This is a genomic window from Paraburkholderia azotifigens (genome assembly GCF_007995085.1).
Lineage (GTDB): Bacteria > Pseudomonadota > Gammaproteobacteria > Burkholderiales > Burkholderiaceae > Paraburkholderia > Paraburkholderia azotifigens.
Genome location: NZ_VOQS01000001.1, coordinates 46,770 through 65,852, shown reverse-complemented (window position 1 = coordinate 65,852; position 19,083 = coordinate 46,770). Strand labels below are relative to the sequence as shown.

14 protein-coding genes and 1 pseudogene are annotated in these 19,083 nt (G+C 65.4%); 7 read left to right on the top strand and 8 right to left on the bottom strand.

The features are described from left to right. Positions 1-253 precede the first annotated feature (253 nt). Entirely contained in the window at positions 254-1,129 is an 876-nt protein-coding gene (locus tag FRZ40_RS00295) for a sulfurtransferase (protein ID WP_028365576.1), read from the top strand. A gap of 72 nt (positions 1,130-1,201) precedes the next feature. Further along, positions 1,202-2,086, top strand: a complete 885-nt coding sequence (gluQRS, locus tag FRZ40_RS00290; RefSeq protein WP_028365577.1) for a tRNA glutamyl-Q(34) synthetase GluQRS — start codon at positions 1,202-1,204, stop codon at positions 2,084-2,086. 59 nt (positions 2,087-2,145) lie between these two features. Here the strand turns inward: gluQRS and FRZ40_RS00285 are convergent, their stop codons facing one another. From FRZ40_RS00285 to purT, 6 genes are all read right to left on the bottom strand, one after another. Then, entirely contained in the window at positions 2,146-3,594 is a 1,449-nt protein-coding gene (locus tag FRZ40_RS00285) for a DEAD/DEAH box helicase (RefSeq protein WP_028365578.1), read from the bottom strand. Positions 3,595-4,023: 429 nt separating this feature from the next. Further along, positions 4,024-5,460, bottom strand: a complete 1,437-nt coding sequence (locus FRZ40_RS00275; protein WP_147232938.1) for an aldehyde dehydrogenase family protein — start codon at positions 5,458-5,460, stop codon at positions 4,024-4,026. A gap of 80 nt (positions 5,461-5,540) precedes the next feature. After that, positions 5,541-7,193, bottom strand: coding sequence for an acetolactate synthase large subunit (locus FRZ40_RS00270; protein WP_028365580.1), 1,653 nt, complete (start codon positions 7,191-7,193; stop codon positions 5,541-5,543). 203 nt (positions 7,194-7,396) lie between these two features. Further along, on the bottom strand, positions 7,397-7,768 hold the full coding sequence (locus FRZ40_RS00265; RefSeq protein ID WP_028365581.1) for an MliC family protein: 372 nt from the start codon (positions 7,766-7,768) through the stop codon (positions 7,397-7,399). 81 nt (positions 7,769-7,849) lie between these two features. Further along, complete coding sequence (locus FRZ40_RS00260; RefSeq protein ID WP_338048142.1) at positions 7,850-8,023, bottom strand: DUF6726 family protein; 174 nt, start codon at positions 8,021-8,023, stop codon at positions 7,850-7,852. An 86-nt stretch (positions 8,024-8,109) separates the two neighbouring features. Then, a complete protein-coding gene (purT, locus tag FRZ40_RS00255) occupies positions 8,110-9,324 on the bottom strand; it encodes a formate-dependent phosphoribosylglycinamide formyltransferase (protein WP_147232936.1) in 1,215 nt (404 codons plus the stop codon). A 261-nt stretch (positions 9,325-9,585) separates the two neighbouring features. Here purT and FRZ40_RS00250 point away from each other — a divergent pair, with 261 nt between their 5' ends. Beyond that, a complete protein-coding gene (locus FRZ40_RS00250; protein ID WP_147232935.1) occupies positions 9,586-10,179 on the top strand; it encodes an META domain-containing protein in 594 nt (197 codons plus the stop codon). 121 nt (positions 10,180-10,300) lie between these two features. Further along, a complete protein-coding gene (locus FRZ40_RS45700; RefSeq protein ID WP_147232934.1) occupies positions 10,301-14,302 on the top strand; it encodes a DNA translocase FtsK in 4,002 nt (1,333 codons plus the stop codon). Between the two features lie 101 nt (positions 14,303-14,403). Here the strand turns inward: FRZ40_RS45700 and FRZ40_RS00240 are convergent, their stop codons facing one another. Next, entirely contained in the window at positions 14,404-15,561 is a 1,158-nt protein-coding gene (locus tag FRZ40_RS00240; RefSeq protein WP_147234741.1) for a lactonase family protein, read from the bottom strand. 468 nt (positions 15,562-16,029) lie between these two features. Here FRZ40_RS00240 and FRZ40_RS00235 point away from each other — a divergent pair, with 468 nt between their 5' ends. Beyond that, positions 16,030-16,185 (top strand): DUF3096 domain-containing protein, encoded by a 156-nt coding sequence (locus FRZ40_RS00235; RefSeq protein WP_012401475.1) that lies wholly within the window; start codon positions 16,030-16,032, stop codon positions 16,183-16,185. A gap of 204 nt (positions 16,186-16,389) precedes the next feature. Here FRZ40_RS00235 and FRZ40_RS00230 read toward each other — a convergent pair whose 3' ends face one another. Further along, a complete protein-coding gene (locus tag FRZ40_RS00230; RefSeq protein WP_028365587.1) occupies positions 16,390-16,635 on the bottom strand; it encodes a hypothetical protein in 246 nt (81 codons plus the stop codon). 242 nt (positions 16,636-16,877) lie between these two features. Here FRZ40_RS00230 and FRZ40_RS45930 point away from each other — a divergent pair. Then, positions 16,878-17,057 (top strand): annotated as a pseudogene (locus tag FRZ40_RS45930) (trehalase-like domain-containing protein); the annotation flags it as partial. Between the two features lie 120 nt (positions 17,058-17,177). Beyond that, entirely contained in the window at positions 17,178-19,031 is a 1,854-nt protein-coding gene (locus FRZ40_RS00225) for a glycoside hydrolase family 15 protein (protein ID WP_420873859.1), read from the top strand. Positions 19,032-19,083: the final 52 nt, after the last annotated feature.

Genomic DNA, 19,083 nt, shown 5'->3' with positions numbered 1-19,083 from the left:
AAACTGCGCCATTGGCCATCCGGCCAGCCATGCCTGGGCGAGCACGCTTGTTACAGGATTTGTCAACGGTGCTTTGCGCGAATCGGGATCGGCCAATCGGCTATTTCGACGCAGGTCAATACGTCTTCAGGCAGATTGCGGGCCGATTCTCAGGATGAGGGATAATACGCGTTCGAATCCATTTCCTGCCGTACGCGTGCTGCGCCCGCCCCGAATGCGCGCGCCGGGCACGGCGCTTTATTGCTGGACCAGCATGAATATCCTGAATCTTTCGGCCTATCAGTTCTCGACCCTCGACAAAACCGTCGAATGGCGGCCGCTCGTCACCGCGCGCTGCAACGAACTCGGCCTGCGCGGCACCATCCTGCTCGCGCCGGAAGGCATCAACCTGTTTATCGCGGGTGAAATTGCGCAAGTGCGCGAATTCATCGACTACCTTCGCCACGATCCGCTCTTCGAAGGCAAGTTCGCCGCGCTTCAGTTCAAGGAAAGCCTGTCGGAGAAGCAGCCTTTCCGGCGCATGCTCGTCAAGCTCAAGCGCGAAATCATCACGATGAAGAAGCCGGCCATCAAGCCGGAACTGGGCCGCGCGCCGTCCGTCGATGCCCGCACGCTGAAAGCGTGGCTCGACCGCGGTCACGACGACGCGGGCCGCCCGGTCGTGATGCTCGACACGCGCAATGCGTTCGAAGTCGATGTGGGCACGTTCGACAACGCGCTCGACTATCGCATCACCAGATTCAGCGAGTTCCCCGCGGTGATCGAGCAGAACCGCGCGGATCTGGAAGGCAAGACGGTGGTGTCGTTCTGCACCGGCGGAATCCGCTGTGAAAAGGCGGCCATCCATATGAAGGACGTCGGCATCGACAACGTCTACCAGCTCGAAGGCGGCATCCTGAAGTATTTCGAAGAGGTCGGCGGCGCGCACTACAACGGCGAGTGCTTCGTGTTCGACTACCGCACCGCGCTCGATCCGAACCTGCAGCCTACGGCGACGGCGCAATGCTTTGGTTGCCGCGCCGTCGTCATGCCGGAAGACCAGAAGTCGCCGTTCTATGTGCCGGGAAAGACGTGCGCTTCCTGTCATCCAGACGCGCAGCGGCAGGCCGATGCGGCACACGCGGCCTGAACGTCGCGCCATCACGTCCCGCATGAACCCGTTTCGCATGAGCCGCGCCGCTGCGGCTCATGACACCCTCGCATGACAACCTGCCGCGGACGTTTCGCGCCCTCGCCGACGGGCCCATTGCATATCGGCTCGCTCGTCAGCGCGCTCGCGAGCTGGCTGGACGCGCGCGCGCATCGCGGCACGTGGCTCGTGCGCATCGAAGACATCGACGGTCCGCGCACGGTTCCGGGCGCAGCGGAAGACATCCTTGACGCGCTCACCCGCTTCGGCATGACGGCCGATGAGCCGCCCGTCTGGCAAAGCCGGCGCATGTCGCTTTACCAGCGGGCATTCGAACGCCTGCAGGCCGCCGGCCTTGTCTATCCGTGCGGCTGCACGCGCAAGGAAATCGCCGATTCGCTCGTGCAGGCGCACGCCCGGCACACGACGCTCGCCTACCCCGGCACCTGCCGCAACGGCCTGAACGGCAAGCCAGCGCGCGCGTGGCGGCTGCGCGTGCCCGACGGCGATGCCGCCATCGTGACGTTCAAGGATCGGTGGCAAGGCCAGCAGACTCAAAATCTCGCCACCGAAGTCGGCGATTTCGTGCTGCGTCGCGCGGACGATCAATGGGCTTACCAGCTGGCTGTCGTCGTCGACGATGCAGAACAGGGCATCACCCATATCGTGCGCGGCGCCGACCTGCTCGATTCGACCGCGCGACAGATTTATCTGCAGCGCTGTCTCGGCGTGGTCACTCCCTCCTATCTGCACGTGCCCGTCGTGACGAACGCCGACGGAGACAAGCTCAGCAAGCAGACGGGTGCAGCACCGCTCGACACCAGCAAGCCGCTCGTCGCACTGAACGAAGCCGCCCGCCACCTTGGCCTGAAACTGAACGACGCTGCCGCGACATCGCTCGACGCGTTCTACACCGAAGCAACGGCAGCGTGGTCCGGGCGTATAAAGCGCCAATAAAAAATGGCGCCTGCAAAGGCGCCATCTTCAACGAACCAGAATCGACAACCGCCGCGACGTCAATTCGACGACGTCGTCTTGCGCGGCATCCCAAACCCACCCAGCAACGCCGCCAGCGGCTGCTTCGACGCGGGCTTCTGCGGCGCGGCGGGCGCTTCCTCGCGCCTGGTCGCGGCAGAAGGCGACGGCTCATACGGCTTGAAGAAGAAATCGTCGACGGGCTGCTGACGATGATGCGAGCCATGCGACGTACGCTCATGCGCGCCCGTCGTGCGGCGGCGGCTGCCGCGGTCGTCGCGATCGCGGCGCGAACCGCGCTCGTCGTGATGATGACGCACGGGCACATCGACCGTCAGACGCTGAACATCGAGCGGACGCTTGATCAGCTTTTCGATATCGGCCAACTGCTTGCGCTCGTTCGGGCTGAACAGCGACAGCGCGTCGCCCGACGCGCCCGCGCGGCCCGTACGGCCGATCCGGTGCACGTAGTCTTCCGCGTTGAACGGCAGATCGAAGTTGATCACGGCGGGAAGTTCGGCGATGTCGAGGCCGCGCGCGGCCACATCGGTCGCGACGAGCGCTTCGATCTCGCCGCGCTTGAATGCGTCCAGCGCCTGCATCCGTTCGCTTTGCGTGCGGTCGCCGTGAATCGCCGTGGCGACCACGCCGTCGCGCTCCAGCTGACGCGCGAGACGGCTCGCGCCGATCTTGCTGTTGCAGAACACGATCACCTGCTTGAGACTGCGCTCGCGGATCAGCTGGACGACGGCGCCAGTTTTATCGCCTTCCGCCACTTCGTAGACGATCTGCGTGACGTTCGTGGCCGTCGAGTTGCTGCGCGCCACTTCGATCGTCTGCGGATTGCGCAGGTACGTCGACGCGAGCTTCTTGATTTCGGGCGAGAAAGTGGCCGAGAACAGCAGCGTCTGACGCTCGCTCGGCAGCAGATTCAGGATGCGCTGCAGGTCGGGCAGGAAGCCCATGTCGAGCATCCGGTCGGCTTCGTCGAGCACGAGAATCTGCACCTGGCCAAGATTGGCCGTCTTCTGCTGCACGTGATCGAGCAGGCGTCCCGGCGTCGCGATCAGGATTTCGACGCCGCGCCGCAGTTCCGCCGATTGCGGATTCATGTCGACGCCGCCGAACACGACGGCGCTGCGCAACGCCGTGTGCTTCGCGTACGACTGCACGTTGGCGGCGACCTGGTCGGCGAGTTCACGCGTCGGCGTGAGAATCAGCGCGCGAACCGGGTGGCGTGCCGGCGACGCGCTCGTGTTCGCGAGCGGCAGCAGACGCTGGATGATGGGCAGCGAGAAGCTCGCCGTCTTGCCCGTGCCCGTCTGCGCGGCGCCCATCACGTCCCGGCCGCCCAGCACGACGGGAATCGCCTCGGCCTGGATCGGCGTCGGCGTCGTGTAGCCCTGCTCCGCGATGGCTTTGAGAATGTCGGCGTGTAGGCCGAACTGGTCGAAGGTCGCGTTGGTAGGCGTGGTTGCTGTATCGGACATGGTGGCTTTCGCTAAAAATGCGCCTGCGCTCGGACCGCTTGCGCGTTGCCAAAGGCGGGCGCGTGGGCGTCCGCTCAAAGAGTTTCTGCAGCTTCTTCTGCAGCGGCCGGGGCCGCGGAGGGCATCAGGATGAAGGCGGAGCCACGGCGTCCCGTTAAAAGGCCCGCTTGCGTACAGCCAGTATCGGCAAGCATGCGGCCGGCTCCCGCCGGCGGAAACATCCGCCGGAAAGGCCGGTATTGTAGCACTTCGGCATTCCACCCCTTGCCGTGCGCGCAGCGAGGCTGCCCGAACCGCGCTGCAGCGCCGCATGACAGCCGTTTCATGCGGGGACGGACCACGGCCGACGCGGGCAGCGTAGACGTCGCACAAGGCAATCTGGTGACAAGGGCCCGGCGCGTGCCCGAGACCCTTCCCGCCCCGCTTCCTTCACCACGTTTCGCGCATCACCATCAGCCGCAGTTCCGTCATGTCTTCGATTGCATAGCGGATGCCCTCGCGCCCGAGCCCCGAGTCCTTCACGCCGCCATACGGCATGTTGTCGACGCGGAACGACGGTACATCGTTGATGACCACGCCGCCGACTTCGAGTTCATCCCACGCCTGGTGCGCGTGCGCCAGCGAATCCGTGAACACGCCCGCCTGCAGGCCGAAGTCGCTGTCGTTGACGGTCGCGAGCGCGCTTTTGAAGTCGTCGAATTTTTCGAGGATCGCCACCGGCCCGAACGCCTCCTTGCGATACAGGTCCGACTCGCGCCCGACGTTCTCCAGCAGCGTCGCCTCGAACATCGCGCCGTCGACCTTGCCGCCCGCGACGATCTTCGCGCCCGCCTTCACCGCGCCGTCCATCCAGCCGGCAAGACGCCGCGACTCGGATTCGGAAATCATCGGCCCGACGAAGGTTTTTTCGTCCTTCGGATCCCCCATCTTCAGCGACTTCGTCTTCGCGATCAGCTTGTCGCGCAGTTCGTCGTACAGCGACGCGTGCGCCAGAATCCGCTGCACACCGATGCAGCTCTGCCCCGACTGGTAGAACGCGCCAAATGCGAGCCGGTCCACGACGTAATCGAGCTTGTCGCGCTGATCGCCGTCGACGATGGCAGCCGCGTTGCCGCCCAGTTCCAGAATCACCTTCTTCTTGCCCGCCTTCGCTTTCAGATCCCAGCCGACGGCGGGCGACCCTGTGAACGACAGCAGCTTGAAGCGCTCGTCGGTGGTGAAGAGATCGGCGCCGTCGCGGTGGGCGGGCAGGATCGAGAACGCGCCTTTCGGCAGATCGGTCTCCGCGAGCACTTCGCCGATGATCAGCGCGCCGACGGGCGTGCGGCTCGCCGGTTTCAGCACGAACGGCACGCCCGCCGCCAGCGCGGGCGCGACTTTGTGCGCGGCCAGATTCAGCGGAAAGTTGAACGGCGAAATGAACGAGCACGGCCCGATGGGCACGCGCTTCACATACGCGTGATAACCCTTCGCACGCTGCGAGATTTCGAGGTTCACGATGTCGCCGTCGATACGCACCGATTCTTCCGCTGCGACCTTGAAGGTATCGATCAGGCGTGTGGCTTCGCCGCGCGAATCGTTGATCGGCTTGCCCGCTTCGATGCACAGCGCCATGGCCAGTTCGTCGAAGCGCTCGCGAAAGCGCTTCACGCAGTGTTCGAGTACGGCCTGGCGCTTGAACGGCGGAAACGCGCGCATCGCGGGCATCGCATCGACGGCGGCGCCGATGGCTTGATCGATGGCCTTCGCATCGGCCATCGCAACGCGCGTCGCCACTTCGCCGCTGAACTTGTCGGTGACTTCGAGATCGGTGTTCGCCGCGACGGGTTCATTCGCGAGGTAGTACGGATAACTCTTCTGCAACATGACTCGTTCTCCTTGATCGATCAGCGACGCTCAGCAAGGGCCGCTCCGTGACAGCCCCGCCGCGCGCCGGACAGAAACGCTCAAAGCTGCGCGGACAGCCGCTTGATCTCGCGGTTCAGCACACGCTCGTTGTCGGAGTAATCGATGGGCACGTCGATCACGTGCACCCCCGGCGTCGCGAAGCACTCGCGCACGAGCGGCGCGAGTTCCTCCGCCGATGCAACACGATGTCCCTGCGCGCCATAGCTCTTCGCGTAGTCGACGAAATCGGGGTTGCTGAGCATCATCCCGTAGTCCGGGAAATTCATGTTCTCCTGCTTCCAGCGGATCATGCCGAACGCATCGTCGCGCAGGATCATCACGACGAGGTCGAGCTTCAGCCGCACGGCCGTCTCCAGCTCCTGCGAGTTCATCATGAAGCCGCCGTCGCCGCACACGGCCATCACCTTGCGCTCGGGATGCACGATCTTCGTCGCGATCGCCGACGGCAGCCCCGCGCCCATCGACGCAAGCGCGTTGTCGAGCAGCAGCGAATTCGGCTCGTGCGCCCGGTAGTAGCGTGCGAACCAGATCTTGTACATGCCGTTGTCCAGACAGATGATGCCGTCCACAGGCGTGGTCTCGTACACGTCGTTGACCACGCGCACGGGATACATCGGAAAGCGGTCGTCGTGCTGGCCTTTCGCCAGATGCGCCTCGAAATGCGCCTTGATCTCCTTGAAGCGCGCGAAATCCCAGTGCTCGCCCTTGCCGTGCAGCGCTTCCTTCAACTGCCACACGGCGTTCGCGATATCGCCGACCACTTCGATCTGCGGGAAGTACACAGGGTCGACTTCCGCGCCGAGAAAGTTCACGTGGATCACGGTCTTCTCGCTGGCGTCCGCGCCGCGCATGAAGAACGGCGGCTTTTCGATCACGTCGTGGCCGACGTTGATGATGCAGTCCGCGTGATCGATCGCGCGGTGCACGAAGTCGCCGTCCGACAGCGTCGCGTTGCCGAGCCACAGCGGATGCGATTCGTCGATCACGCCCTTGCCCATCTGCGTCGTGAAGAACGGAATGCCGATCTGATCGACAAATTCGCGCAGCATCTTGCGCGTCGTCTTGCGGTTGCCGCCCGCGCCGATCATCAGCAGCGGATGCTTCGCCTCGACGATCGCCTTGACCGCGTGCGCGACGGCCTTCTCCTCGGCGACGGGGCGGCGGCTGTAGCTCTTCGGAATCGGCTTGCCGTCGCCCTCCTCGTGCGCGACGTCTTCGGGCAGCTCGAGATGCGTGGCGCCCGGGCGCTCTTCCTCGGCCTGCCGGAACGCCTCGCGCACCGACGCGGGAATATTGCCGATCGACACGATCTGCCGCGTGTACTTGGTGAGCGGCTCCATCATCCGCACCACGTCGACGATCTGGAAATGGCCCTGCTTGCTGGACTTGATCGGCTTCTGGCCCGTGACCATCAGCATCGGCATGCCGCCGAGCTGCGCATACGCGGCAGCCGTCACGAAGTTGGTGGCGCCGGGGCCGAGCGTCGCGAGACATACGCCCGTGCGTCCCGTCAAACGGCCATAAGTCGCGGCCATGAAACCGGCCGCCTGTTCATGGCGCGTGAGCACGAGTTTGATTCTGGAGCGGCGCAGCGATTCGAGGAGATCGAGATTTTCTTCGCCGGGAATGCCGAACACGTACTCGACGCCTTCAGCCTCCAGCGACTTGACGAACAGATCCGATGCTTTCATGGAAAGGTCTCGCTTGACGAACGAACGCAGACCGGGCCGTCGCAAGATGATTCAACGGCACGCGGACAAGGATGATCGAAAACGATGACAGCCGCGCCGATGCATCGAGACGGGGCGCGGCCAGTGCGTGGCACACAGCTTACTACCGCGGGCGAAAATGTGCCGTTTTGCGGGCAGGCCGCAAGAGGCGGCGCGTCAGAACGTCAGCGGACGATGGTCACGCAATCGGACAGCAGCGGCGGCGCGTCCTCGCCAAGCATCGCGTCGTAGAGCGTGGCCTGCGGACCCTTGGTCCACCACGTGTAGCTGCCCGCCTGATACTTCGCGCCCGAGCCGGACAGCACATTGACGAACAGCATCTGCGTGCCCTTCACCGGCAACACCGCGAAACTCTGACCGTTGGTTGCGTTCAGATAGGTAACCTGGAGGATGCGGCCCGTCGCACAGGTGTATTTCTGCGTCACGCGATGCGCGGTCCGGATATCGGGCAGCGGCAACAAGTCTGCGGCACTGGCCACGCCCGATGCGGCGACGAACGCCAGCACGCCCCACCATGCAAACCACCGTCTGCTCATCGAATGCCTCGTTTCCTGTCGCGATCCTGTTATGACTGTGCGATCGGGCTGAAGTTTGCGAAGGCGCTCTACGACGGCCGGTCAGGGATCGATGACGTCGGCGCAGGCGTCGGTCGGCGCAGCGGCGACATGGCCGACTACGGGAACGATCTTCAGCCCCGCCGATGCAATGCGGCACGGCGCGGCGGCCAGCCCGCAGCCGCTCAACGACGTCATCATCGCGATCGCAGCGGCGAACAGCGCGACACGCCGCACGAATCCGTCGCCCTTCTGTCTGGCTTTCACACCCGCCGCTCCCTGCCGCTTGCTTCGCTGCCGCTTATTTCGCTGCCCGGCCCTGCTTATTTCGCCGACACCGGCTTGATGGCCGCCGCCGCCTGTTTCGCGCGCTGCAGTGCTTCGCCGATATCGCCAGCCGTCGCCAGCGCGACGCCCATGCGGCGCTTGACGAAACTCTCGGGCTTGCCGAACAGCCGCAGATCCGCACCCGGCACGGCGAGCGCCTGCGCGACGCCTTCGAACGCGATGCCCGTCTCGTCGAGCCCGCCGTAGATCACGGCCGACGCGCCCGGCGCACGCAACGTCGTATCGACGGGCAGACCAAGGATGGCGCGCGCATGCAGTTCGAATTCAGACAGACGCTGCGATGCAAGCGTGACGAGCCCCGTGTCGTGCGGACGCGGGCTCACTTCCGAGAACCATACGTCGTCGCCGCGCACGAAAAGTTCCACGCCGAACAGGCCCCGGCCGCCGAGCGCCGTCGTGACCTTGTCGGCGATGTCACGCGACTTTTCGAGCGCGCGCGGACTCATGGGCTGAGGCTGCCACGACTCGACGTAATCGCCCGCCACCTGCACGTGGCCAATCGGGTCGCAGAAATACGTGGCCGTCTGCTGTGTGGCGGGGTCGATCGCGCGCACGGTCAGCTGCGTGATCTCGTATTCGAAGTTGATGAAGCCCTCGACGATCACCCGCCCGTGATTCACACGGCCGCCCGCCATCGCGTACTGCCATGCGGGCTCGATGTCCGAGTCGCTGCGCAGCACCGACTGCCCTTTGCCCGACGACGACATCACCGGCTTCACGACGCACGGATACCCGACCTTCGCGATGCCCGCCTTCAGCTCTTCGACGGAATCGGCGAATGCGTACGGCGATGTCGGCAGGCCGAGTTCCTCGGCGGCGAGGCGGCGAATGCCTTCGCGGTTCATCGTCAGCTGCGTGGCGCGTGCCGTCGGGATCACTTCGGCGACGCCTTCCGTTTCGATCGCGGCGAGCGCGTCGGTGGCGATAGCCTCGATTTCGGGGACGATCAGATGCGGCTGCTCTTCTTCGACGAGCGCGCGCAGCGCCTTCGGGTCCGTCATGTCGATCACATGCGCGCGATGCGCCACCTGGTGACCCGGCGCGTTCGGATAACGGTCGACCGCGATCACTTCGACGCCGAGCCGCTGCAGCGCGATGATCACTTCCTTGCCCAGTTCGCCCGCGCCGAGCAGCATGACGCGCGTTGCCGAGGTCGAAAGCGGTGTGCCGATGCGTTGGCCGATCTGCATGGAAGCTCCAGAGAATTTGTGACAAAAAGCGGGTGGAATGAATGACTGCGGCGATGTTAACATGCGCGGCCCCTGCGACAACGCCTGCCGCGTGCCGATAACCCGTGATGGACGCGCGTTGCCGGCTGCGCTTCGAGCCGGCCGTCGCGCCACCCCGTTGCACATGTTGCCTATGCGTTTCGTCACTCGCGTTTGCGCTCGCATGCGGCAAGCGTAGTGCGATACCCTTACGCCTTCGCCAGTTTAGAGAGGAACGACGATATGCAGCCCACGTCTGCCACGCAACGCGACGCACGCTCGAACGCCACACCCGATGCATCGTCGAATGCACCCGAGGCTGCGGCCTGGGAAGCGTTCCGCCGCCGCGCAGGCGCAGCGCTGGCCGTCGTGTCGATCGCCGCACTCGCCGCCTGTTCGATGCCGAAGCACCTCGACTCGGAAGCGCCGCCGCCCGATCCTTTCAACCCCGCAGCCACGCAATTGCTCGACAACACCGACTGGCAGCTCTCCGGCTGGAAGCTCGCCGCGGGCGGCACGCGCGACGTGCCGGGCAACACGGGCGGCGAGCCCATCACGCTCGTGCTGTCGACGGAAACGGGCCAGCGGCGCGCGAGCGGCTTCTCGGGCTGCAATCGCTACACGGGCACCTACGTGCTGCACGACGGCAAGCTGAGCTTCGGCCCGCTCGCAGGCACGCGCATGGCGTGCGCGACGCCGGGCGGCAAGATCGAGGGCGCCTATCTCGATGCCCTCGCGCATATCGAGCACTCGGGCGTCGACATGCGCAAGCCGCAGCAGCTTCAACTGATGCTCGGCAACGGCGACACACTGGTGTTCGCGCGGCGCGGCCAATGAGCGCGCGTCCGGCGAACGTCGGTGGCCTGTGTGCGCTGTGCGCGCCTCCGAAGCGGATGCTTCGCCTGGTTAAACTCGACGGCTCGCGCGTCCGCGCATCCGTCATTCGTTGATGTCTAGCATGCAAACGGTAGTTTTCGGCTGGTTCGGCGCTTCCGCCGTCTGGTTTCTTCCCCTGTCGTGGCGTCTCGTGAAATCCGCGCTGCCGGGCGGTGCGGGCCTGCGCGGCCCCGGCACCATCCGGCTGTGGCTCGGGTTCCTCTGCGTGCTGATCGCGAGTTGCACACTGGAGGCGTCGCTCGTCAACGTGCAGGGCGTCGACGGATTGGGTCATGCGCTGTCGGCAGGGTTCACGCATCTGCTCGGCCGTGTCGCGGCGCCGCTCGTGATGCTCGGCCTCTTCGTGATTTCGCTGCCCTGGCTGATCGGGTTCCGGTGGTCGTCGTGCGTCGCCTGGGCCAACGACGCGTTCGGCCTCGGTTTCGCGCGCCGCAGCCGTGACGAGGAAACGCGCAGTCATGCCCGCGCGGCCGTCGAAACGACACCGTCGCATAGCAGCGCCCCCATCAACACGATGGCGCCGAAGACCAACGGGCGCTACGCGCGGCCCACCGTCTGGCGACCGCCCTCGACAACGGCGACGCGCGGCGCGGCTGCTGTGGGCGCAGCGGGCATGGCAGGCGAAGCGATGGCAATGCAGACGGGCGCGGCTACGGGCGGCGCGGGCGTTGCGCGCCATGCCGCGAGCGGCGCGTCATCGGCTGTGACGGGCAGTCACGCATCCGGCCGCAACACGAGCCGTCCCACCGCCTGGGCACCCTCCGAGCCCGTTGCGCCTGCCGGCTGGCTCGGCCCGGACGCGACGCGCACGCATGCGCGCGAGAACGCGCCCGTCACGATGGAAGCCGCGCGTGTGGCGTCCACGCCGCCGACCGTGTTCGGCAGCACGGCTGCGCTGCAATCGTCGAAAGCGGCGGCGGCCCAGGCGGCGGCGCGCAGCGTGTCGGTGAATCCCGCGGTGACGTCGGCGCGGTCGGCGTCGTTGCGCGCGGCTGGACTCTCGCAAAGCCGTCAGTCGAAGTCGACTGGAACGGCAACGCACACCGCGCAGACGCGCCATGCAGCCGCATCGTCCGGACCGCCGGCGACGCGTCAAACCACGCCGAATCTCAAAGTGCCCGCTTACACGCGTGCCAATCAGCCCGCACAGCCCGTCGCACCGGCGGCGAGCGTGCAGGAAACCTTGCGCAGCATCGAGGAAAACGCCGCGCGCTGGACGACGCTGGCGGGCGCGAGCCTCGCCCGCCGCATGGCCGGCGATCCGGCGCAAGTCGCGCAAACGCGCCACGAGCCAGCTGCCGATGCGGCCACGACGGGCGACGCGCCGATCATGACGGCTTCGATGGACGCCGCGCCTGTGCCAGGCACGCCAGCCGTTGCAGGTGCAGCGGCCGTCGCCGCCGTCGATCAGGCCGTGTCTGCACTCGAAGCGGCTATCGGCGGTGCGCATGCGGCGGCGGCGCCTGAAGCAGATGCGCCGCCTCAGGCCTCGACGGCCCATGAGACGGTCGCCGAGGTTGTTGCGCCCGTTGCTTCCGTTAGCGTTAGCGCTAGCGCTAGCGCCGGCGATATCCACACCCCGCATCCGAATGCTGTCGCCTCGCACCTGACACCCGTTGCGGAAGCAGCCGCGCTCGCAGCCGCGACGATCGAAGCCGAACGAAACGATGAAGAAACCGAGGCCGAGGCCGACGTTGCGCCCGCAGCCGGGATCGAAGCGCCCGTCATCGCGACAGTGCCGGAATCGCAAGCCGAAGACGGTGTGCCGCAGGCCGAGCCGCACGTACACGCTGCTGCGCAGGGCATCGAGCCTGTGGTGACGGCTGACGTCCCGGCATCTGTCGCCGGGATCGCGATCGCTGCACCAGTGGAAGCGCCAGCGGCCCAAGTCGTCGCGGATGAACAATCCGATGCCGTCGCGTCCGCCTCCGTGGCACCTGCACTTCCCGTCGAACCCGAATCAGCAGACGGGAGCGCAGCAGCCCGGCAGTCCGACGAAAATACGCCCGCGCAAACGGAATCGCTCGCACAGAAGGCGGCCGCAGAACCCCCAGCCGTCGACGATGAACCCGTGGTCACGGCACAGCCGGCCGCAACGTCGACACCCCTCAGCAGCGAAGGCACGTCGCCCGCAGCAGAGCAGCAACAGGCGCCGACAGAGCACGTCGAACCCGCGCCATGGGACGCGATCACGCAATCCGTCATGCAGTTGCGCAACACGTCGCCGGGCGTTCCCCTGACGCAACCGCATCACGCGCCCGTGTCGAACGCACCCGTGTACAGCGTCGTTCCGCTCCAGCCTGTCGACGCGCCTGTCGCTGTCGACGAGCCGTCGGCAGCCGACGCGGCCGTGGCCCCGACCAATGTCGTGCGTTTCCCGTTCGCGGCATCCGCTGCGCCCGCCGTGGACAACCCTGCGACGCCTGCACAAGAGCATACGCACGCGCCAGCCGCTCAAGAGGGCGAAGCGACCGGGCAGCAGGATACCGAACCGGACGCGCAGCAAGACACGCCGCCGCCCCGCCCTGCCGTGCGCGGCCACAGCGGACCCGCTTTCGAGTTCTACGCCCCTTCGGCCTCGTACATCGAACTGCCGACGCTCGATCTGCTCGCGCCCGCCTCGTCCGATGCCGAGCCCGTCAGCGAAGAAAAGCTCGCCGAAACGGGCGCGCTGATCGAGCAGCGCCTGCAGGAGTTCAAGGTGCCCGTGACGGTCGTCGGCGCCTCGGCAGGCCCCGTGATCACGCGCTTCGAAGTCGAGCCCGCGCTCGGCGTGCGCGGCAGCCAGATCGTCGGTCTGATGAAGGATCTGTCGCGCGGCCTCGGCCTCACATCGATCCGTGTGGTTGAGACGATTCCTGGCAAGACCTGCATGGGTCTCGAACTGCCGAATGCGAAGCGCCAGACCATCCGCCTTTCCGAGATTCTCCAGGCCGACGTCTATCAGCACTCGAAGTCGAACCTGACGCTCGCGATGGGCAAAGACATCACCGGTCATCCCGTCGTCACCGATCTCGCGAAGGCGCCGCACATGCTCGTCGCGGGCACGACGGGGGCGGGCAAGTCGGTGGCGATCAACGCGATGATCGTCTCGCTGCTGTACAAGGCGACGCCCGAAGACGTGCGCATGATCATGATCGATCCGAAGATGCTGGAGCTTTCCGTGTACGAAGGCATTCCGCATCTGCTCGCACCCGTCGTGACGGACATGAAGCTCGCGGCTAACGCGCTGAACTGGTGCGTCGGCGAAATGGAGAAGCGCTACCGGCTGATGTCGGCTGTCGGCGTGCGCAACCTGCAGGGCTTCAACCAGAAGATCCGTGACGCCGCCGCGAAGGAAAAGAAGATCGGTAATCCGTTCTCGCTGACGCCCGACGCGCCCGAGCCGCTGTCGCCGCTGCCGCTGATCGTCGTCGTGATCGACGAGCTGGCCGATCTGATGATGGTTGCGGGCAAGAAGATCGAAGAACTGATCGCGCGTCTCGCACAGAAGGCGCGCGCAGCGGGCATCCATCTGATTCTCGCGACGCAGCGCCCTTCCGTCGACGTGATCACGGGTCTCATCAAGGCGAACATTCCGACGCGCGTTGCGTTCCAGGTGTCGTCGAAGATCGACTCGCGCACGATTCTCGACCAGATGGGCGCCGAATCGCTGCTCGGCCAGGGCGACATGCTGTTCCTGCCGCCAGGCACGGGCTATCCGCAACGCGTGCACGGCGCGTTCGTCGCCGACGAGGAAGTGCACCGGATCGTCGAGCACCTGAAGCAGTTCGGCGAGCCGGAGTATGTGGAAGGCATTCTCGACGGTCCCGCGACGGATGGCGGCGCGACGCAGGATCTGTTCGGCGAAACGCCCGATGCGGAAGCCGATCCGCTGTACGACGAAGCCGTCGCTTTCGTCGTGCGCACGCGCCGCGCGTCGATTTCGGCGGTGCAGCGGCAGCTGCGCATCGGCTATAACCGCGCGGCGCGGCTCGTCGAACAGATGGAGACGGCCGGCCTCGTGTCGGCGATGGGCATCAACGGCAGCCGGGAAGTGCTCGCGCCCGGACCGGCAGAGTAAGCCGGGGGCTGCTGGGAGAACGACAGAAAAACCAGCGGCCCGACCGAAACGCCACGGGGCCTGGCAGCATCGCCCCGCCCTTTGACACCATGACCGTCACATCACGACGGCGACACCCACTTGAAGTCGACGGGCGATCCGATATCGATGCGCTTCGGATTCGCCTCCAGCAAGCCGCTCCGCGGGTCACGTCGGAACACATATGCCGTGTCGCTCAACTGATTGCCGACGATCAGCCAGTGCCCCGTCGGATCGATTGAGAATTCTCGTGGCGACTTCCCAAGACTCGACTGACGGCCGACTTCCCGGATATGGCCATTTGCCGGATCGACGGCATAGATGACGATTTCGTTCGCGTCGCCGCGATTGCTCGCGTACAGGAAGCGCCCGTCCGGCGACAGATGGATCGCCGCCGCGCCCACCGTCCCCTTGAAGCCTGGCTTCGACATCGGCACGACCTGCTGTTGCGTGAGCTTGCCGTCGTCGTAAGCGAACACGGTGACGGTCGCGCTCAACTCGCTCGTCAGATACGCGTACTTGCCGTCCGCGCCGAACACGAGATGGCGCGGGCCCGAGCCGGCCTTCACGTCGGTGTAGCGTTTCTCAGTCGGGCCGAACAGGCCGCGGCTGCCGTCGGGCGTGTAACGGTAAGCGTAGAGCTTGTCGGTGCCGAGATCCTGCGCGAACAGATACTTGCCGTCCGGCGAGAACACCGTCGAATGCACATGCGCGTTGTCCTGGCGTCCTTTCACGGGACCGCCGCCGTCGTGATGCACGGTCAGCACGGACGGGCCGACCTGGCCATCCGGCTGCAACGGAAATACCGCGAAGCTGCCGCCAGGATTTGCGGCGACCGAATAGTTGGCCGTCGTCAGGTATTTGCCGTCGGGCGAGATGCTCAGATAGCACGGATCGTTACCGTCCGACGACACCCGGTTCAGGAACGTTAATTGCCCGCTCTTCGCATTGAAGCTGAACGCGCTGATGCCGCCGCGCTGGTCGGCGGGACCGTTGTCGCCGGGCTGCTCGTTGACGGAATACACGTAGCGGCCGTCGCGCGATGCGATCACGTACGACGGGTTGTCCGTTTTCGCGGACGACACCTGCGTCGCGTCGCCCGACTTCGTGTCGAAGCGGTACACGTAGATGCCTTCGCTCTTCGGCCCCGTGTACGTGCCGACGATCAGATCGTAGACGCCGTCGGCGGGCGCGGCAGCCGTACCTTGCGCGAAGGACTGCGTGGCGGCAATCGATACCATGAGTGTCAAACCTCTTATGATCCAGCGTAGGGAATGGCCCGGACGGGAATTGAAAGACTGTGGCACGGCACACGCTACGGCTCGTGTACGACGCTGCATGACGACCTCCTGGCGAGACGCGAAATTTGCGGAGAATTCGCGGGTTGTTCGGATCGTGTGTGTCGCTCTTGTATGTCGCTTGAATGTCGCTTGAATGTCGCTTGAATGTCGCTGGTCTGCCGCGCGGCTCGATCGAAGCGTGCCGTGTTCGTGATGGATGCATGACGGCGGCAGCCAGTGCGCGATGCGCCCTCCTGGCCGGCTGTCGCCGCTGATCGTCAATATCGTGGAGTGGGGCAAGTATAAGAGCGTTGTCCGCGATTCGCCCAGCTGTCGGGGTGAATCGCAGGCTATCCGACAGGTTGTGCCGGATGGCCGCCCGTCGGAAACCATCGAAGCATCCGGACAATTCGAACAAAAGGAGTCGCCATGAACATCCATCTCACGCTAGGCCCGCTCGTCGCGCTGATCGCCGGCATCCTCATTCTGATCATGCCGCGCCTGCTCAACTACATCGTCGCGCTGTATCTGATCATCATCGGACTGATCGGGCTGTTCGGCGTCGGCGGCACGGGACACTTGTGACGCGCGTGCGAAAGCGTGCCCACACAAATCATCCGTCAGGGTGCGGAACGCAGGGGCGTTAGCCGTGCATCGACGGCGACGAGGTTTGCATCGGCACGCAGACGTGCACAACCGCGCGGGCCGCTTCTCGCGGTCCGCAAAGGTCGTGCGCTTTGTTCGCCGCCATGTGCCGGCGGCCCAGGATGCAAACTGCCGCGTGCTGCGTCAGCCGTTCGAGAGTTGCTCGAGGCGCCAGCGCCCCTGCAAGGACAGGCCACCGACGGCATAATGACCGTCGGCTTCGCTATAGCGCTTGAAGCAGGCGCGTTCGATCAGAAATGCTGCAGCCGTTTCCATCCCGTTGCGCGAGATGCCGAGCGTGCGGAAGTCGAGTGGCAGAAGCGAGTCGTCAGGTAATTGACTCGCGGCGGAGAGAATCGTGATGCAGTCAGATTTCGACGGGTTCAGCATGGCTTATCCTCGAAAGCGGCACCGTGGCTGCGCATGGCAACACCGGGCGCCGGTGGGCTGCGATTCGTCAGAAGTCACGTTCGAACTGATTGTAAGCATCCATAAACGCGATTGCCAATACCCTGAACGCTCGTTAGCGTGCGACTTTGCAGCACAGCGCACGAGCCCGGTAACAACGACGCTCGCGCACCGTTTTGGGCCGCGCGGAGGCGCACTAATTACACGTTGACCAACCGCCTACCATGCCCGCATTGATCGAAGACTATGCACTCATAGGCGACGGCCATACGGCCGCGCTGGTTTCGCGCGATGGTTCCGTCGACTGGCTGTGCTGGCCGCGTTTCGATTCCGGCGCATGCTTCGCCGCGCTGCTCGGCACCGCGGACAATGGCCGCTGGCTGATCGCGCCCGCCGACGACGTCGAATGCGACGGCATCGACAACGAACCTCCGCCCGACGAACTGAATCACGACCGCACCCGGATGCGCGACGAGAAAGACGGGCGGCAGCACGACGGGCGTCCGGAATCCGCCGACAAGCCGTTGCCGCGCAAAGCGGATGCGCCGTCGCCCGTCTCGCGCGCGGCCCGGCGCGAAGTTGCGGCGTCAGCCGATTCGAAGACCAGTTCGAAAACCGGCGCAAAGACCGACGCAAAGACCGATGCGCGCGACGCCGGCGAGCCGAAGATCAAACCCGGTTATGCACGCGCGGCGCGCCGCCGCTATCGGGGGGAAACGCTGATCCTCGAGACCGACTTCGAAACGCCCGACGGCGCCGTCACGCTGATCGACTTCATGCCGCCCGGCAACGGCTGGTCGGAGATGATCCGCATCGTCGTCGGCAAGCGCGGCACCGTGAAGATGCGCATGGAACTGGTGCTGCGCTTCGACTACGGCTTCTCGATTCCGTGGGTCAGCCGTCTCGTGCACGAAAGCGGCATCAAGGCGATCGCGGGCCCCGACACCGTCGCGTTGCGCACGCCCGTCAACCTGCACGGCGAGAACATGAAGACGGTCGCTGAATTCACCGTGTCGGAAGGCGAGCGCGTGCCCTTCTCGCTCACGTATTCCGAATCGCATCTGCGCATTCCGCCCGTGCGCGATCCGCACACGGCGCTCGCCCGCACCGAGAACTACTGGCTCGAATGGGCGGCGCGCGGCACGGTCGAGGGCAAATACGCGCCCGCGATCCGCCGCTCGCTGCTGACGCTGAAGGCGCTCGCCTATGAGCCGACGGGCGGCATCGTCGCCGCGCCGACCACGTCGCTGCCGGAAAAACTCGGCGGCACGCGCAACTGGGATTACCGCTACGTGTGGCTGCGCGACGCCACCATCACGCTGCTCGCGATGATGCGCGGCGGCTACTACGACGAAGCGCGTGCGTGGCGTTCCTGGCTGGGCCGCGTGATGGCGGGTTCGCCCGAGCAGCTGCAGATCATGTACGGGCTCGCGGGCGAGCGCCGGCTGCCGGAGTTCGAGCTCGACTGGCTGCCGGGCTACGAGAACTCGAAGCCCGTGCGCGTCGGCAACAACGCGGTCGGACAGTTGCAGCTCGACGTGTACGGCGAAGTGATGAACGCGCTGCATCTCGCGCGCGTCGGCGGCTTGCAGGCCGACGAGACCGCGTGGAATGTGCAGTGCGCGATGCTCCAGCACCTCGAAACGATCTGGCAGGAACGCGACGAGGGCATCTGGGAAACGCGCGGCGGCCGTCAGCACTTCACGTTCTCGAAGGTGATGGCCTGGGTCGCGTTCGATCGCGCGATCAAGTCCGCGGAAGCGTTCCATCTGCCCGCGCCGCTCGAACACTGGCACGCGGTTCGGGCGCAGATTCACGCAGACGTTTGCCAGAAAAGCTGGAATGAACGGCTCAACGCCTTCACGCAGTCGTACGGCGGCGACGAACTCGACGCGAGCGTGCTGCTGATGCCGCTGCTCGGCTTTCTGCCGCCGTCGGATCCGCGCGTGGTCGGCACCGTGAATGCAATCGAAAAACATCTGATGCATGACGGCTTCGTGCTGCGCTATCACACGTCGGAATTCGACGACGGCCTGCCGCCCGGCGAAGGGACGTTTCTCGCGTGCAGCTTCTGGATGGTCGACAACCTCGCGCTGCAGGGCCGCGTCGAGGAGGCGCGCGAGATGTACGAGCGGTTGCTGTCGCTCGCCAACGACGTCGGCCTGCTCGCCGAGGAATACGATCCTGCCGACGGCCGGTTTGTCGGGAATTTCCCACAGGGGTTTTCCCATGTGGCCCTCGTTCACACGGGGCTGAATCTGATGAAACACGAGCAGGAAATGGCGCGCGCGGCAGGCCAGCCGCCTCACAACGGCGAAGCGGGCCAGCCGCCAGCTGGCATGTCAGATGCTGTAAGTCAACCGTTGCCCGTCGTCTAAAGAAAACGGGCGAATTGACGATGACGTGAATATGACTTCTGACACGTGCGGC

What these genes read in the sequence shown, in the direction of transcription:
- FRZ40_RS00230 (WP_028365587.1), bottom strand. Translation starts at nt 16,635, where the DNA reads ATGCTGAACCCGTCGAAATCTGACTGCATCACGATTCTCTCCGCCGCG.
- FRZ40_RS00235 (WP_012401475.1), top strand. Translation starts at nt 16,030, where the DNA reads ATGAACATCCATCTCACGCTAGGCCCGCTCGTCGCGCTGATCGCCGGC.
- FRZ40_RS00270 (WP_028365580.1), bottom strand. Translation starts at nt 7,193, where the DNA reads ATGAAAGCATCGGATCTGTTCGTCAAGTCGCTGGAGGCTGAAGGCGTC.
- purT (WP_147232936.1), bottom strand. Translation starts at nt 9,324, where the DNA reads ATGCAGATCGGCCAACGCATCGGCACACCGCTTTCGACCTCGGCAACG.
- FRZ40_RS45700 (WP_147232934.1), top strand. Translation starts at nt 10,301, where the DNA reads ATGCAAACGGTAGTTTTCGGCTGGTTCGGCGCTTCCGCCGTCTGGTTT.
- FRZ40_RS00285 (WP_028365578.1), bottom strand. Translation starts at nt 3,594, where the DNA reads ATGTCCGATACAGCAACCACGCCTACCAACGCGACCTTCGACCAGTTC.
- FRZ40_RS00265 (WP_028365581.1), bottom strand. Translation starts at nt 7,768, where the DNA reads ATGAGCAGACGGTGGTTTGCATGGTGGGGCGTGCTGGCGTTCGTCGCC.
- FRZ40_RS00240 (WP_147234741.1), bottom strand. Translation starts at nt 15,561, where the DNA reads ATGGTATCGATTGCCGCCACGCAGTCCTTCGCGCAAGGTACGGCTGCC.
- gluQRS (WP_028365577.1), top strand. Translation starts at nt 1,202, where the DNA reads ATGACAACCTGCCGCGGACGTTTCGCGCCCTCGCCGACGGGCCCATTG.
- FRZ40_RS00275 (WP_147232938.1), bottom strand. Translation starts at nt 5,460, where the DNA reads ATGTTGCAGAAGAGTTATCCGTACTACCTCGCGAATGAACCCGTCGCG.
- FRZ40_RS00250 (WP_147232935.1), top strand. Translation starts at nt 9,586, where the DNA reads ATGCAGCCCACGTCTGCCACGCAACGCGACGCACGCTCGAACGCCACA.
- FRZ40_RS00295 (WP_028365576.1), top strand. Translation starts at nt 254, where the DNA reads ATGAATATCCTGAATCTTTCGGCCTATCAGTTCTCGACCCTCGACAAA.